The sequence below is a fragment of the Ferruginibacter lapsinanis genome, from assembly GCF_020783315.1.
Lineage (GTDB): Bacteria > Bacteroidota > Bacteroidia > Chitinophagales > Chitinophagaceae > Ferruginibacter > Ferruginibacter lapsinanis.
In genome coordinates this window covers 2,496,435-2,515,043 of record NZ_CP086063.1, presented here as the reverse complement: position 1 = coordinate 2,515,043, position 18,609 = coordinate 2,496,435, and the positions used below count along the sequence as shown (strand labels likewise).

Genomic DNA, 18,609 nt, shown 5'->3' with positions numbered 1-18,609 from the left:
TACCCTTCGTATATACTTTATAGTTAGTTTACAAATCGACCATCATCGCCTTCTTCGCATTCCTGCGTTTGATCACCCATACACCCAGACCGACACCTACTGCAAGCAAGCCAATACTCATCCACTGAGTCAATGGCACTGCTGGTGGACGGTAGTCCGGATTACCTCCGGGGTTATCATCCGGGTTCTGAGCAAATAATACTACAGGCATCATGAACACTATCAGCATCACCAGCATCGGGTATAACCGGCTCGTGAACTTTGATAACGATGTCTTTAAATGTGCACTCATCTTTGATATTTTTTTTATTTCTTAATTTGTTTGTTTGAGTCAACTAATTGTATTCTCTGGTTGCCCTATTAGTTCACTACTATTCTTTCGATCAGCTTAGCACCATTTGGTCTGGTGATCTCTAATTGATACAGCCCTTTACTTACAACCGTCGGCAAAGATACAACTTGTGTGCTATTTCCGCCATTATGCGTAAAGTTTGTTGTCATCAGTTCCTGACCAACACTGCTGATCAGACGGATACCATAGCGACCTTTATCCTGGTTGTTCAACTGCAGGCTAACCTGGTTGTTCGTGATAACTGTTGAAGACAATTCGATCGATGATTTAACTGTCCCCATTACCACTCTTACCACTGTTGTGTATTTAACTACTCCTGACAGATCTACTGTCTTGATCCTGTAGTAGTTAGTTCCTGCAACAGGGTTGGCATCAGTAAGGCTGTAAGTAGCTGATCCGCCATTGTTGGCTGAAGCACTTACTACTCCTACCTGTGTAAAGTTAACGCCGTCGGTTGAGTGTTCTACTGCGTATTCTTTAACACCGCTTTCTACCGCTACTTTCCAATCTATCTGCATTGCAGTATTTTTTTGCTGTGCATTTAAGTTGGTAATAGTTACCGGTGTTGGTGTGCTGAACACGATACGGAACCTGTCGGTGAACGATGCTGCCACTGCAGGGTCTGCGTTGAACACTACGGATGAAGTAGCTGACAGGTTGAATGGTGTTGTCGTATTTAAGTATTTATCTTCTAACACCGCTGTAGCTCCATTATCCAAACCACTTGGCGTGAACTCTAATTTATACGCCTGTTTCTTAAGGTTTGTCATTCTGTAAGGAATAACATCTCCGCTTACGATCAGTTTGCGTTGTTCTGCACTTAATACCGTGGTGCCTCTTACCATACCGATACCATCACCAAAGCCTTGTACTTTAATATTGTCTTTGTTGTCGATATCATTTGAATAAGAATCATCGAAGCCTACGATATTACCATCGGCTAAGTTGAACGTGTTATTAGGTGCCGCTGCATACAGGTTGGTTTCAAGATATGGTATCGCTGCTGTTGGTGATACCGGTCTGAAGCCGCTGCCACCTACATTGCTGCCGCTTGTTTTACAAGCTTCGGTCAGCTGGATCGTTCCGTCTGAACCTGATGCATGTACCATGAAGCCCAAACCTGATTGTATCTTAGAACTTGGGGTAGTGCCATAGCTGCCTCCGCCCGGTACAGGTTTCCAAGGTATTGGTGTATTGGCACTGAAGGTTTGATAACCACCCAAACCATATGAACCGTATAACTGTGGATCCCACAGGTAGAAGGCATTGTCTGCACCGCCACCTCTGTTGAGTAATGTAAAGTCTATTTCTGATGGTAAGATATTACCTACAAGACCATTGGTGCCTGCAGGAATAGTTACTGTCGGATAAGGGGCAGTGTACAACGGACCTTTCACTCTCAACACTGTTTGTGTCGGTGCCGTGATCACTCCTGCTGTATCAACGCCTCTGTCGCCTCTTACATATAACATCCATGCATCCGCCGCTGTACCTCTTGATACTTTGGTGGTTAACAGGCTGCCTGTAAAGCCACTCCAGCTGGATCCTGTATATTGTAACAAGGAGTTACCAAATGTCTGTGCATCAAAACCGTTCGCTACTGCATTAGCAGTGCTGGCTGTGATACGGGTACCAAAGCCCGGGTTAGGATCGGCTGTGTAGGTAGTCGCTCCTTCCTGCCATGACTGACGGATCGTTTGACCTGCAGTAGTTACCGGCACTGCCAGTAATCTCCAGCCTCTGTACGTATTCTGACGGATATAACGTTCTGCAGTCACATTTGCTGTTCCTGATAAAGTTCCCGTTATCTGACCGATAGAACCTGTTCCGGTTGCGTCTGATTTAATTAACACCGCATTGTCGTGGAAGTTAATGCTTCCTGAACCGCTGGCGGTTAATCTTACACCTGGGGCTATGATGAACGTATCTACCGTATTGGTGAAATCTAAAGAACCCGTAACATCTAAGTTAGAGGTTAATCTAACCTTACCTGAACCGTTTGCGATCGTTACTGCTCCGCTTGCAGGAGGAACAATACCACACTGCCAGTTACCTGGTTTAGTATAGTCGTTATCGATCTCTCCTGTAAATGTATAACCAGAACATGTAGACCATTTAGCATATAATACCACATCGCCCAATCCTAAAGAGAAAGTAGCACTACCGGTTGCGGCATAATCAGTACCGTTACCATCAGCTGCCGTATTCCAACCAGCAAATGTATATCCGGTTCTTTTGAGATTGCCTGTGTTGGCTTTTACCGTCACTGTAGAATTATAATCGTAAGGGCTACCTGCATCAACAGGTGCTGTTCCACTGGTATTATTATTACCGTCGTAAGTTACAGTATAGGTGTTAATTGCGAAACTTGCACTGATCGCAGAATCGCCTCTTACATTGCTGATAGTATAAGCAGATACCGCACCAACAGAATTACCGTTTACCAATACATCAGCTATATGATAGCCTGTATTAGGTGTTATCGTGTATGCCTGACTGGTACCATAGTTTTTAACAGTAGCGCCATCAGGAGATATACTTCCTCCTGTTCCGGCAGAAGAAGTGATGGTATAGGTATTAATTGCAAAGCTTGCACTAATAGAAGAATCACCTCTTACATTGCTGATAGTATAAGAAGATACCGCACCAACAGAAACACCGTTTACCAATACGTCATTTACATGATAACCTGTATTAGGTGTTATCGTGTATACCTGACTGGTACCATAGTTTTTAACAGTAGCTCCGTTAGGAGATATTGTTCCATTAGCTCCAGCAGAAGAAGTGATGGTTGCCTGAGTAGCCGCGGTTGCAGTATTGGTAGATCCTGTTAATAAATAATTACGAGTGTCTGTATTCGTGCCATCATACCCATAAGCAATTACAGTATAACTGTATTGAGTACCCGAAACTAAGCCTGTACTGCTAAATGTTGTACCGGTAGTAGTTCCTATATAAGTTGTATTTGCTGGTGAAGTAAAACCAGTATTAGTTCCGCCATCTACTACACCTGTTGTTGATGGCGCTGTTACACCCGATTGTCTGAGTATGATATATCCTACAGCACTTGTTCCAGTTCCAAATGTAGCCGCATCCCAACTTAAATCTATTTGAGATGTTGACACCGTCGTAGCTGAAAGATTGGCCACCTGCGTCGTTGGTTCATTAGATAATGTTCTGAAAGAACTTTCTGAGCTTGTACCAGTCACATTTGTAGAGAAATTGGTCCTAGTAGCAAACGCTTTAAAAAAGTATTGTGTTTGAGGATTTAACCCACTACGTGTTTGACTAAACGGAGTATTAAGAGTTGGAGTAACTGTAGAAAGCATATTCTCTGTAGTAACCCCACTGGTAGTTCTGTAAACTGTACCTCCACCATTGGCAGTTAGAGTTCCCCCATTTATAGACGTTACAGTTGAACCTAAACTGGCAGAGGTAGCTGTCCTATTTGTAGCGACCGCAGTAGCTAAAACAGGTGGCGCACAAACAGACAAGCTTGCATATCCAAACAAACCTGGATTATTGTATGCATTTGTATTACTGGTAAACCAACCTTTGGCCGTTTGTCTTGTAGTTCCTGCATCTCTGTCATTCCATTCTACATCAAATCCGATTGTTTTTCCGGCTGTAATAGCAGATCCTCCGCTATTTATACCCGCCCATGGAATTGCAATTTCAACAATGTATGAAGTATTTGTTATTGATGTTGCTTTCCAATTAACAGTACCATTTGCTCCGCTACCAGTTAAACTATTAAATGCTGTACCTCCAGTACCTGAACCATTACTGGAACCGGAAATATTATTGGGGAACCCAGGGTTAAACCTAAGTTGAAAATCATTCGCACCATCATAAACTCCTCCTTTGCTATTATTCCCATCGATAAATAATTCAACTCCATCATTATCATAAATATTTGTACCGCCTGTAAATAAAGTTGTTGCATCATTTACTTGTACCAATACATATAAACTATCAGCTGTATACATGGCTTTCCAGGTACCTGTATTATTTGAAGTACCAATAACATTCGTTCCAATTGTATTAGCTGCCGCTTTTGTCCATACTCCACTACCATCTACCGCTCCATCAATCACAGGATTAGCAGGCGCATCTACTATAAGTCCCGGAGTCCCTGAATTACCATCCCCCGTTGTACAAGACGATCCTGAATTAAATGTTGTAGTGATTGAAGTGCTCGTAGCTGAATAAACTGAGCTACCTGCTGCATTTACTACTTTCACTCTGTAATAATAAGTAGTCAATGGTAATAATCCTGTACTAAAAGTATATGAAGTACCACTTACTGCTGTTTGCGTTGCATCAATTGACCCAAATGCATTATCATTATCAACTTCTACTGTGTAAGTATAAGTTGCAGTACCTGGTATGATTGGAGCAGACCAGGTTGCTGTAAAGCCATTAGCTGTTGCAGCGGAAGGAGTACCAATAACAGGAGCATTCGGAAAAGTTGTAAAAGTAGCATTGCTACCAACAATGGGACTACCCGGATTACCATTATTGCTTTCTGCTCTGAAATTATATAAAGTATTTGGCGTTAGTCCTGTAAGAGCCAATGTAACATTTGTGTTCGCCCCTCCTGTTGCCGTACCACCAGTTGTTGGTGCAGCATTATTATTTACATACGATGGTGGAGTTTGAGTATTATCTCCCCAATCAAATGTATTAGTAGCAGAAGGACCGTTATTCGCATTTACTGTTCCATTCAATGTAGCAGTAGTAGTAGTTACAGATGAAGCTGCTACTGTCGTTACAGTTGGAAGCACAATAATTGTTTGCAAACCAGCCTGTGTTGTACTTCCTGATGGTGTACCTGAAGCAAAAACAAGTGCAGTTGCCGGATTAATTGCTGCTACCTGAATAGTACCGTTATTAGTCGCTGTTCCCGGAATCGTTGCTGTTATCCATAGATAACGTGTACCGATTGGAACAAGTTGGTTAAGTCCAGTAAAGGTATGTGAGCCTGCTCCTAAACCAGGATGTGTAAGTGTTGCTCCTGTTACCAATGTTTTCGTACTAAAATCATTTGTAGCACTATAATATAATTTAAAATTAGTGATATCGGTACTACTTGCAGCAGTACCTGTAGTAGTGAATGTTAAAGATTGAAGTGTCGCATCTACTGTAGACACAGTTAGTTGCATATTAGCAATCAAATTATCAGTGCTGCCAGTGCCCAAGTTTGCCGCAGCAACCTGGCCGCCTGAATTATTAGCAAGAGTTATTACAGGCACTGTTTTTGTACCGGTAGCAAGATAAATAGTACTTGCACCCGTTAAGCCACTTGCACTTGTGTTTATACTTGGCTGACCGCTTAAAGTATTAACGGCACCACCTATAGAAATGTAAGATGTAGCTGCGTTAGAGGTGCTTTTACCTATTGCATTAGATGTTCCCAAAGCAGGTGTTGATCTTCCTATAGAAAAAGAATTAGCTGCAAAAGTACTGCCTGTAGTAATCAGTTTCCAATATTCGGTAGAACTTGTACTGGCAAGTGTTGAACCATCTGCAGACCCCGGTGCACTTGCAAAAGCCTGGGCGTTAATAGTAGGAGTTCCTGAAGCAATTGTACCTGCAGCAAAAGCAAATGGATAATAGCCCGAACCATTCACACCTAACGGCATAGTATAAGTGCCCGTAGATGTATTAGTTAATGTCCAAATTGCCGGACCATTAATATATGCGGAAGCATAGCCACCTGCTATTGCAGTATTAGCTGTATTGGTTAGTGTAAGTATATTAGTGGCGTCTGTTGTTAATTTAGCTGAATATGTTGAAGTTGGCAATGTAAGGTTATTACTTACTGTAACAGGACTATACAATTTAACGAAAGCATTTGTCGCATTCATTGTTAAATTATATAAACTGCCTGATGCCAAACTAAGAGAATCCGGTGTAACCGACGTCCCTGTACCATTTAAAATAACCGTACCTGAATTATGTACAAAAGTATTAGCCCCTGCATTGCGATGAACAACTTTTCCCCTTACAGTCATATTCGCAGCAGGTGCATTAAAAGTAGATGCTGTACCCACAATTAAAGCACCACAATTAAAAGCATTAGCTGTACCACCTGATATTGTAACATTACCTCCTAAACCATTTTCTCCAATAGAAAACACTCCGTTAATTGGCAAACTTTGTGAAATTGTAGATGGATTACCACAATTTACCAGGGTAACATTATTAGGATAACCGACGGTAGTACCAATAACAAACCCTGACGTAGCAGCCCATTGCAACCTACCAGCACCACCAGGCGTATATCCTTGCCCGTTATTATTTATATATAATGTAGCATTTGAGCTATATTTCGGAGAATTTGTATTCCATTGAGCATTATTATCACAATACCGTAAAGAATCATTGATCAATACGTTGGTATTATTTTGATTAACACTAGTATTACCTGTACCAGTTACATAACCTCCTACTATCAGGTCATAAAATGTTAATTGGCCGGTACCGTTTATGTTCATCGAGTTTCCACTTGTATTACTGAATATAACTTTACCACCGTCTGAACCATTAGTGCCTGTTGTTGCCAGATTACCATTTGCAGTATTGGTTATTGTAGCACCTCCTCCGTTAAAATAAAAAATATTACCTGTTCCAATTTTAAAAATACCTTGTGTAAGAGTGAGTGTTTGAGCATTATTTATGGATGCTCCAGATGTTGTAAGACTAACTACATCGCTTGGCGAAGTCGTATTAATTGTCAGACTGTGAAAAGCACATACATTTGTTCCTGCAATAACTCCGCCTGTACCAAATGTAAACGACTGACTACCATGTGTAAATGTTCCATTATTTTCAAGCGTGCCACTTAAACTAGTAGCTCCTGTAAGTGTAAGAGTGGCTGTATTAGCTATAACAATTTTAGCCCCTGTTCCAGATATTGACCATGTACCTGAATTAACATTTGTTCCGGCTCTTATATTAAAGATATCTCCGGAAGTAAAATTTGCAGGTGCGGTTCCGGCGCCACCTGTTGGATTTGTTGTCCAACTGGCAAGCGTTGACCCTGTAACGTTAGTAGCTGTGTTATAATAATTTTGCCCCAACGAAATTGTTTTAGTTCCGCCTACTGTAATGTTATTAGTCGGAGTTCCTAATGCAAATGTTAGTGTGGGAGTCGCAGGAACAAATACCGTATTTCCTACAGTTCCTCCAGATGCAATATCAGCAGTTATCCAAAAAAATCTGTCTCCAATAGCGCAAGCCTGGTTGAGTGTAGAAAACGTTACAGCGCCTCCATTAGCTATTCCTGTAGCAGAAACTGTACTTAAAGCAGCTCCTCCCGGGAAAGTGTTAGTAGCAGCTGTATACAATTTAAAATTAGTGATATCACCAGCAACAAAAGTTCCGCCTGCAGCAAATGATAAACTATTTAATGTAGCGTTTGAAGTTGCAACATTTACTCTAAAATTCGAAAGTAAATTATCAGTAGAAGATCTTGCAACATTGCCTGCTGTCGTTTGCGTAATAGTCGAATGATCTAAAACTATTGTTGGAGGTATTGGTGCAACAATTGTTTTTGTGCCTCCTGCTGTAATGGTATTAGTAGGTGTGCTAACAGCAAAAGTCAAAGTCGGCGTAGCCGGAACATTAACCGTTTTAGTTAATGTAGCTCCAGAGGGAATATCGGCAGTTATAAAGAAATATCTAGCTCCAATAGCACACGCTTGTGTTAAACCGGAAAATGTAACTGTACCGCCTGCAGCAATTCCTGTAGCTGTAAAAGTACTAAGAGGTGAACCACCTGGGAAAGTTGTTGTAGTATTTGTATATAATTTAAAATTAGTAATATCGCCTGTCACAAAATCTCCTCCAGCAGCAAAAGACAAACTATTTAATGTTGCATCTGAAGTAGTGACATTCACTCTAAAATTAGACATTAAATTATCCGCAGAATTTTGTCCGATATTGCCTGCACTTGTTTGTGTAATACCTGTTTGATCGGCTGTAATAACGGGAGGACCTGTTACATAAGCGGTAATAACAATATCGTCAATTACGGAGTTTGAAAAATTGCTTGATTCTGAATCATCTAAAAAAATCAACTGACCTGGCTGGGTTGAAGCAGATCCTGTAAGACTAACGCTGAAAGTAAATTGGGAAGCAACAGCGTTATTTCTCGTAAATGATCCTCCTGATACCCCATTTGCAGGAATACCAGCGACACCAATATTACCTACTACAGTTGTAGGAAACAATACATAACCATGATTTGTCTGTGTTCGCTGAAACCTAGCATTTGTACCTGACACTGAAGTAACAGAAAGCAAAGTTCCTGTTAGTGGCCTATAACCTACATACACGCTAGCCCCGCCACCAACACTACTCATCCAGAACTTTACTGTACTAACACCACCGATAATTACTGGTGTAATAAGGTAGCCTCCATTTTCTTTTAACATTATACCACGAAGATTGGAATGCACTTGTTGATTACTTGGCGAGCTAGCAATGGTAATTTGTCCCATTCCCCAAGACCAACTACTATTTGCAGTAGCTCCTGCTGTACCAGTACTAACCAATGCTGCACCATTCCATGAGCTAATAGTCTGTATTGCGGAAGTAGCATAAGCTGCCACAGTTCTACCATGACCATTTATTGAAGCTATGGCTGAATTTGTCGTCCAGTCTGCACTCTCAAAAGTTTCTACTATGGTTTGTGCCATAACAGTAGCATTAAAAAATAATCCTGTTAGTAAAACAATTGCTAGTTTTTTAGTACGTGAAAAGATTTTGGCATTCTTGCTGACAGTAAACATTTTCATAATCGTTAAATAAGGCTTTGAAAAGAAGTTGTTTATAAAAGATTTCCCTTCACCGGCAAGTGGTGGGGACACAAAGAAGTGTAGATTTTTTTTCATACTTAAGCAGTTAAATCGTTTCGTTAAATCTAAATATTTCATAACTCATGGTTATCGATCATGGCATAGATCTGAATACCCGGGTTTTCGGCGATTCAAGTAAGTATTGGCTTTAGAAGGACTAATAAAACAAGAAAATAAAATGCCCAAAAGCATCCTTTTCTTTTCTATTGGTCAAAAAACAATCGTTCGTTAAAAGGAAGGGGTTCCTAAAAACTAAAAATAATTTTATGTACCACCCTAAACAAAATATATACTATTCATATAAAAAATATTCTACAACTTATACATATTTTAAATACATGTTATTGCAAATCAAATAGATGCATTTATATTGCAATAATTTATATATATTGAATAGATAATATTAATTTATATTATAAAACAACTTATACACACCATTTTAATAGACATCTATTTCAAACTCAGCCTTTAGTTCTTTATTTCTATCATTTTTTTGAAATTACCAGGACCAGTAATTTCAAGATAGTAGACACTTTTCACCATCACTTTTTTTATCCCTATTGTTTGATGTAACAGATCCGCATTTTTGATGATAATCGCATCTTTCGTCATTAATTGTCCGACTGAATTTAGTACCCTAACATTATATTCCCCCTCCAACATATTTTTCAAATACAAATTGATCTGATTATTTTTTATAGGATTAGGATAAATAACAACGGACATATTTTTATTTATCGTTAATCTCACACTCACCACTTTGCTGTATGATCTATCTGCTGCATTCCCTATACTGATTATGCGATAATAATTCACCCCTGCATTCGCCTGTTCGTCTATCCAGTTATAAGTACTTTTACCGCTGGCAGCAACGATTCCTACCTGTACAAAATGAATTCCATCAATTGATCTTTCAATTTGGTATTCCTTCACTCTATCTTCTGCTACGTTCCACTGAACATTGATTGTTTCAGTATTCTGCCAGGCGTTTACATCAATAAACTTAACCGGAAGTGGAGCTCCGGCTTTTAATTTAAAGACAACCATAAACCTATCAGCCGCAAGACTATTTGCATCTCCATTTGTTTCAAAATCATGCCTGGTTAACCCTGATGTGGTCAATGGAAACACCTGTTGCAAATATTTATCAATAAGAAATGCATCAAGATCAGCAGCAAAGTCTTTCCCAAATAGATGCAACTGATATCTGTAATTAAAATCAAGTTTGATCAATTGCAAAAAGATAGTATCCTCCATTGTGATCGCAGCTCTTCGCTCGATAGCCAAAATATTATTATCTCTTACTAAACTTATCTTTTCTTTTGTTTGGAATGTTTGCATTTTAGGTGCATCTTGTTCATCTACTTCATTATGATAGTTATTACTGAATGTAGCTGCCACGCCATCTGCTAATATGCTGCTGTCTTGCCCATCTTTGTATAACAAATTGATATAAAATTCTGATGGTTGATTTTGCGGTCTGCTTTGCGGCAAAGGTCTGCTGGCTATACCTACTGTTGAATTAGCTGTTATTTTATCTGTTTCATGAAAGATAATACTACCTGCTCCGGCAGATTCAATCATGAATGCTCCTCCGGATTCTATAATACCAGTATTGCTGTATGCACTGATCCCCGTGCTTCCTCCCGGATATGCAGTGTAAGGAACTTTGGTGTAGGTTCCCCCACCAGCACTACTAAATGTTACAAACCCTCCCACATTTTTACTACCTAATAATTTCGGATCCCACATATAATATTCAACACCTGAAGTAACGCCTGGTGTCAATCCCATAAAATCTATATTATTAAAACTGATAGCAGACGGATAAGGATTACTCACAACATATTTTCCGGCTCCGGTAATTCCTACCGTATCATTACCCGTATTAATACGCCCTTTTATCCGCATATTATTTCCTCCCGTAGTATTGATGTATTGATTAGAAACCTGGATACTTCTGTCTCCTCTAACAAAAATCATGTACGCCTTATTGTTAGTAATCGTCACTCCGGTTGATGAAGGAACTGTCCATGTTCCGGTACCCGGGTCCATCTTATAAATAGATGGATTAGATGTAGAGCCTGCATCAAAACCATTTGCATTATTTGAGCTACCTGTCCCATTAGTAATATGTGTACCATATCCCGGCTTTGGATTGTAGATACTTACTCCCGACGTAGCACTTGTAGTGGTAGGCGTTGGAGTTGCTCCTTCCTGCCATGCTGCGTTGATGGTAGGTGCATTTATACTACTAATCGGCACTCCCAGCAAACGCCATCTTCTGCCTGAAGAGGAAGTCAACATAGGCAAATATCTTTCTATGCAAAACTGTCCTGTCCCTGTATAGTTAATATTACTGGCTACAATGCCCACCCGGGCCGTAGCAGTGGCTGTAGAGATCAATGTTACCAATGCATTATTTACATCAATGTTACCAGCTGTTGGTGTAAGTGCCCCTGTAATGAAAAAGTCCTTATCAAACGTAACTCCTAAACCAGATGTATTATTTACAGTTAGGTTATTCATTGCCGTTATGGAACCGGTTGCACCAGGAAAACTCTGAGCAACACTGCTACTGTTCAGCAGGACATCTCCATTATTGATCAGTGTACCATTGCTTGTATAAGTACCACTAATCGCTAATGAGCCTCCACTATCTATGGTTACAGACGCGTTAACTGCCATATTATAATTCTTACAGGTGGCAGCTACACCTGAAGTAATTATTGGATAGATACCCCCCACTCCATAATCTGGCACTACCACATCATCAGCAGAAGTAGGAACTCCATTGCACCAGTTCTGACTATCATTCCAATTGGTATTTACTCCAAGCCATGTGCCTGAAGTACTCAATGTGATCGATTGCGAAGGCGGAGTTGAATTAGTTAAATAATTACGTGTAGAATCATGTACATTATCCCATGTAAATGGAACCAATAAAAAGCTATAAGTAGTTCCAGCTGTAAGAGATGTATTGGTATAAGTAAGTGTGCTGCCACTTGTAATGACAGTAACTAAAGTTGTTCCAGATGGCAAAGAAAAATTTCCCGGAGCTGTTGCATTTACAATACCTGAAGTTGTTGGGCTAGCTCCTTGCTTACGCAGCAAAATATATCCTGTTGCAGTTGCTCCCGAAACGGGAAAGGTAGCTGTATTCCAATTCAATGTTACAGAACTGCACGTAGCCGATGCCGTTGTGAAAGCAGGTTGCGCCGTAGGAGGATTTGATAATGACCAGAATGCCCCTTCTGTACTTATTCCTGTTCCCGACTGATTGGTGGCATAACCAACATAGTAATAATATGTTTGTGGACTCAACCCAGAAACCGTATGTGAAAATGGTGTACCAACAACGGCTGTACCACTTATTCCAGATGCATTCTGAGAAGTAACTCCTGTTGAGGTATTGTATGCAGTACCATGACCACCCGAAACCAACGTTCCATTTGCTACTGAAACAGTTGCGCCAAGATCTGCAGAACTGGCTGTGATATTTGTCGCAGTTGGATTAATAACCACAGGCACCTGACATAGTGTTAAACCTGCTGTACCAAACAGGCTGGCATTATTAAATGCCTGGCTATTCGACGTATACCATCCGCCTTGTGAGGTACGATCAACTCCATTGTCATTGTCATTAACTTCAACGTCCAACCCTATTTGTTTACCATCAGCGATACCTGTTGTAACTATGCCAGTCCATGGTATAGCAATTTCCAAAAGATAACCACCGGTAACAGTAGGGATCCGATAATTAATAGGGATTGATGTGGGCGTAGGGGTACCAACACCAGACACTGTTCCGGTACCCCAGTTTATCCTTATCTGTACATCATTATAATTATCATAACTGGTTCCTTTGCTATTATTTCCATCTAGATAAATTTCTATCCCGTCAGATCTCCAGGTATCTCCGGGTACAGTTGTATTGGTGCTCCAAAGATTAGCATCAGTTATTTGAACCAACATATACAAAGTATCTGCAGTATACAAAGCCTTCCAGGTAGAAGTACCGTTAGTAGTGGTATACGACCCCACAGTGCTTTGTGAAATATTGTTAGCCGGGGCATTTGACCACAATGCATCTACCCCTCCATCTATTGCGGGGTTTGATGAAGTGAATTTTATTGTTGAAGGAGAATTAGATGCACCTGTACCATTTGAACAACTAGGCCCTACAGTAAAAGTTGTTGTTACTGCTGCACTTGTAGCTGACCAGGCTGAAGACCCTCCAGCATTGACTATTAACACATGATAATAGTATGTTGTTGCTGATGACCCGGTGAAGGCATAAGTAAGCGTTCCAGAAGAAATGCCTGTTACAGTCGTATTGCCAGTTGCAAATGTTGGATCAGTAGATACCTGGATCGTATAAGTAAATGCTTCGCTACCTTGCCCTGTAGGTGCTGTCCAATTAGCAGTAAAACCTGTTGTGGTAATAGCACTTACCATACCAACCGTTGGTGCATTTGATAAGGTAGTAAAAGTAAGATTACTTCCATTAACAGTGATGCTGGAACCATATACACCATTCGCTCTGAAATCATACAACGTATTTGGGATCAATCCGCTTATTGCCCCGGTAACGCTGGTATTGCCCGTACCGGTTACTGTAGCAGGCGAACCGGTAACAGAACTTCCGTAACTAACTGTGGTACCATATTCAAAAGATGTTGCTGTTGATTGTCCATAAGCATTTATCGTAGCATTTAATGTAGCCGAAGTTGTACCAATTGATGAAGCTGCAACAGTAGTGACAGTAGGCGGCGGCGGAATAATTTTAGCCAATACAAAAAACCATGGCGATGCTGTTCCTATATCGTTTGAGCCTGTTACTCCATAAGTACCTGCTGACCCTGCCAATGATGAATATATTCCATTAGCTGATGTACTTTTTCCTATTGCATCTAATGGAGAAATAGCTGTTTGTCTTGAAATAGAAATTGAGCTTCCTGTTGTTCCTAAACCGGCAGAAGTAGTCATCGACCAATACTCAGTATTGCTGATTGATGTAAGTGTAGTTCCATCCGCACTACCTAAAGAATTTGTTGCAAAAGCAGTTACAGTGGCAACATTACCTGCAGCAGTATTTTTTGAACTTAAAACTAAAGGTAAATAAGTAGTCCCTGATCCTACAGGAAAAGTATAGGTATTGGTGCCACTGTTAAGTAAACTCCATTTGACAGGACCATTGATAAAATTAGTACTTGACCCTGTTCCCGAAATACCTGTAGTAGCTGTATTAGTGATACTGAGTATATTGGTTGAACTTGTTTCCAAAATACCAGATGTAAGGGTAAGTTTTTTTGTACTGAAGATTGTTGCAGGGCTGTTTAATTTTACATAGGTACCATTATTGATTGTAACATCTGAAAAATTAGCCCCTGTTCCAAACAATACAGTTCCTGATGAAATACTAATTGTTTGCGGAGAGACCGATGTTCCGCTGCCACCAAAAATAATTGCAGAAGAACTCGTTGATGTAGGTGAAAAGACACCTACTGTTGTGCCTTGCTGACGCCAATTTCCTTTTACAGTAAAAGTTTCAGAAGCATGCTTCAGTGTTGAATTATTATCAATTGTTATCCCTCCACAAGTAAATGCTGTCATTGATTGTAAAGTAGCCATCCCTGCCGTTGTACCATCCCCAACCGACAACGTTCCATTAATACACCAGGTACCGGAAGGACCAAAACCACACCCATTATTTTGTGAGGTCCCCATATTTACCAATGTAACATTATTCGGATAACCGGCAGTTGTTCCAATTGTTCCAGACGACATTGCCATCCACTCTAATCTTTGGCCTGCCCCCGGCGTATATCCTTGTCCGTTATTATTTACAAATAAAGTAGCGTTTGAACCATAAGCGGGAGAATTGGTCGACCATTTAGACTGATTATCCTGCATTGTTAAAGTACCATTGATGATAACAGTATTTGCTGTACTTTGAACCACATTTCTATTTCCTCCACCAACCGCAGTACCGAAAGAAAGATCATAGAAATGAACTGTACTTGAACCGGATATTGTAAAATTTGCTCCACTACCATTCAGTAAAACTATTTTACCACCATCTGCACCATTGGTTCCTGTTGTGGCAAGATCTCCTCCATTATTTGCAAGAGAATTTGTACTACTGTTGTTATTAAAGTTGAGTGTATTCCCTGCTCCTATTTTGAAAATACCTTGTGTTAAAGTAAGAGAGCCGGCTGCCGGATTGGCTTTAATTTCCAGAGGGCTTGTTGTTAAGGTTACTATGTTGTTAGAAGCTGCGCCTGAATTATTAATTACCAAAGCACCGATCGAAGCCGGCAAACCGTTTCCTGTAACCTGATTGGCTGTACCATTATACACATAAGCCGCACTTGCTCCAAAAGATCGGGTGGCCCCAGAATTTTGAATACTACCAGAAGCTGTTCCGGTAGTAGTAATACCATTAGGGCTACCAATCATTAATATGGCGGTATTGGCACTTGATAAAGTAAAATTGCTGCTACCGTTGATGATATTTGCGCCACAGTTTAATGTTCCATTAATCGTAATGCTACTGCCATTACTCGTTAATGTAGCTCCTAAGGTTAACGTCCCTCCCGAGTTAACTGTAATTGTTCCGGTTTGAGTAATTGCCACCGACACAGTAATATTTGCACCACTTACAATGGTAACATTATCCCCAGCTGCCGGTATCACCCCACCCGCCCATGAAGCCGTAGAATTCCAGTTACCCGTAACAGCATTTGAACTGATATTTGCAGCATAAACATTAATCAATGCAAAAAAAGTCAAAAAAGTAAATAGCAGTTTTTTTACATTTCTGTTTATAGATAGTCCATTATTTGCCTTACAAATGTTCATCACTATAATAATTCAATTTGTATGGATGAAAGAAAAGTAATGGCATTTTGTACCATATGACAGACATGTAATTTGTGGCAATAAACGGCGGTACTTCTTACTTTTAAAGTAGAATTTTTCTTCATTTTGACAGCAATTGATTCGTTATTTTTAAGAACAAATTCTTTTAAAAAGAACCTGATTCTGCTTAAATTAAAAGTACATTGTCACTACACCCCCAACAAAATATATAAATCGGATATAGTAAATACTTAGTAAAGCCCCATTTTAATTATTCATTGTACTTAATAATCAATGTTTTATAAAAACATTACAATAAATAATATATAAATATTTTACTAGTCAAATTCTTTATTTTACGTACGCAATCGTTGCCATTTAATACAAAACTTACAATCTAAACCCAATGTTTTATAATTTCAAAGTCATTTTAAAAATGGCTCTGATCATAATAAAAAGTCTTTACTGTGGAGAAGTTCTACCAAACATTTTTTGGGCAGGTATCACTATTGTATTTGTTGCCGATAATAAAGCCAAGCACTACTTCATGGGTACCTTGACTTACTGTATTTATCTGCGTCGTAGAATAATCATAAGAATAGGAAATGGTTAAACCACTTAATATGTTGATCCCCGCCATTCCTGCAAATCCGTATTTAGCTCTATAGCTGGCTCCTATTAAAAGAAAGTCTCTGAACTGAGCCTTTGCATTTATATCCAATTGTATAGGTAATGACCCTATCGATTTCACCATTACGGACGGGATAAGATTGATATCCTCATTTAACAATAAACGATACCCTGCTGTAGCAAATATGTGAGGAACCATTTTCCCTTTTTCAGTAACAATTAGTTGTCCGTCAGAAAAATCCAATTTATGCGGAATGAGTTGATTAGCTGCAAGTCCTACAAAATATTTATCTGAATAAAGCCATAGTCCTGCATTCATATCCATCCTGGAAGCACTTATCTCGTCATTTCCGAAAACAGAAGGATCATTTGGTTGTGATGTGCCGAAATTTAACTTGCCAGGATCTAAACTTAGTTTACTTACCCCTAATCCAATACCGGCAGACAAATTCGTTTTTTTGCCCACGCCCATATGATAAGCGTATGTAGCAAAAGCAGAAAAATTATTAAAGGCACCCGTTCTGTCATTAATTATTTGCATTCCAATTCCATGATGTGGAGCCGAGGCCTCATAGTTCTGCCAATAATCATTACCTCTTGGATTGTCTCCGGGCACTTCAAAAAGCGTAGTTGCATTTGTCTTGTAATCCTTCTTACCTATCGGCCCCTGAATAGTAAAGTATGTAGTGACAGGTGCATCCTGTAATCCTACCCATTGATGTCTATGACTAAATTTTACATCAACATAATTTTCTATGCCTGATAATGCAGGATTCAAAATATAATTATTCAGAATATACTGCGTATAATGGGGCTTTTGCTGAGCAAATGCTAATACATTGATCAACAAAAAAAGCGGCAATAATCGAAAAAATCTTATAGTAAGCATCTTCATTTTTTTATACCTAACGGTAATGAACAACTCTTATTCTAAATAATAAACTGCAGTTTATCTTTTTATTTCAAAAAGAAATACCTGATCATGATCTCATGAGCATCTCCACCATTATCGAAAATACTTAGTGGTGTATTATATTGATCATATCCATACCCTATCGCTAATTTGTGATTGATCTTAACGCCTGCAAAAAGACTGTACGATTGTTTATAGGTATAATTACCTCCTACCCACAGCAGGTCTTTATGCTCTAATCTAACTCCGGCCTGCACATCTACAGGAGCATTAGGCAGATATTGCACCAATGCATTAGGAACAATCACATTATCTTCATCAACTTTCCAGTTATAACTTCCCATAAAATAATAATGTCTGTATAATTTTCCTGAAGGATTGGTGGAACCTTTGATGAACTCCAGCTTAGATTGTAATATATTTTTTATAGAAACACCCAGATTTAATGTAGGTGATTTATAGTATATACCTGCAGCTGCATCTCCTTTAATAGTAGAACCAGAGCTCGCTAATAAGGGATCGTCAGGAATATAATTTTGCATGGCTGCTTTATCGATCTTGTATTGTAGCACTTCGCCGGCCAGACCAAGCATCAATCTCTTGCTATCGCTTCCTAATTTTACACTGTAGGATAAATTCAACTCCCCACCTGTACGACTTGTTGGTCCAGTTTTGTCATCATACAAAAAGAAACCAACGCCTGTATTCTTTTTCGCAAAATATTTGTCAGCAAATAACAAAACTGTTTGTGGTCCGCCTGTAATTCCCGACCACATTTTTCTGTAAGTAACCCCCACAGACGCAATATCATTAGCACCTGCCGCCGCAGGATTGAATAAATAATTATGCTGAGTAAATTGACTTATTTTAAAAACCTGTTGTGCCCCTGCATTCGCAAAACAACTGCTAAGCATTAATACAGAAAATATTTTTTTAAGTTTCATACAAATTTTTTAAAGTGATTTTCTTAAAATATCTTTTAAATA

The 18,609-nt window shown here is 39.5% G+C and carries 5 protein-coding genes; all 5 read right to left on the bottom strand.

All coding sequences use genetic code 11. The annotated features are described in order from the left end of the window. Positions 1-28: 28 nt before the first annotated feature. A complete protein-coding gene (locus LK994_RS10670) occupies positions 29-229 on the bottom strand; it encodes a hypothetical protein (protein ID WP_229760065.1) in 201 nt (66 codons plus the stop codon). Between the two features lie 131 nt (positions 230-360). Beyond that, positions 361-9,252 (bottom strand): sugar-binding protein, encoded by an 8,892-nt coding sequence (locus LK994_RS10665; RefSeq protein WP_229760064.1) that lies wholly within the window; start codon positions 9,250-9,252, stop codon positions 361-363. Between the two features lie 432 nt (positions 9,253-9,684). After that, on the bottom strand, positions 9,685-16,080 hold the full coding sequence (locus LK994_RS10660; RefSeq protein WP_229760063.1) for a beta strand repeat-containing protein: 6,396 nt from the start codon (positions 16,078-16,080) through the stop codon (positions 9,685-9,687). A 478-nt stretch (positions 16,081-16,558) separates the two neighbouring features. Further along, entirely contained in the window at positions 16,559-17,599 is a 1,041-nt protein-coding gene (locus LK994_RS10655) for a PorP/SprF family type IX secretion system membrane protein (protein WP_229760062.1), read from the bottom strand. 68 nt (positions 17,600-17,667) lie between these two features. Next, positions 17,668-18,567, bottom strand: coding sequence for a PorP/SprF family type IX secretion system membrane protein (locus LK994_RS10650; RefSeq protein ID WP_229760061.1), 900 nt, complete (start codon positions 18,565-18,567; stop codon positions 17,668-17,670). Positions 18,568-18,609 lie beyond the last annotated feature (42 nt).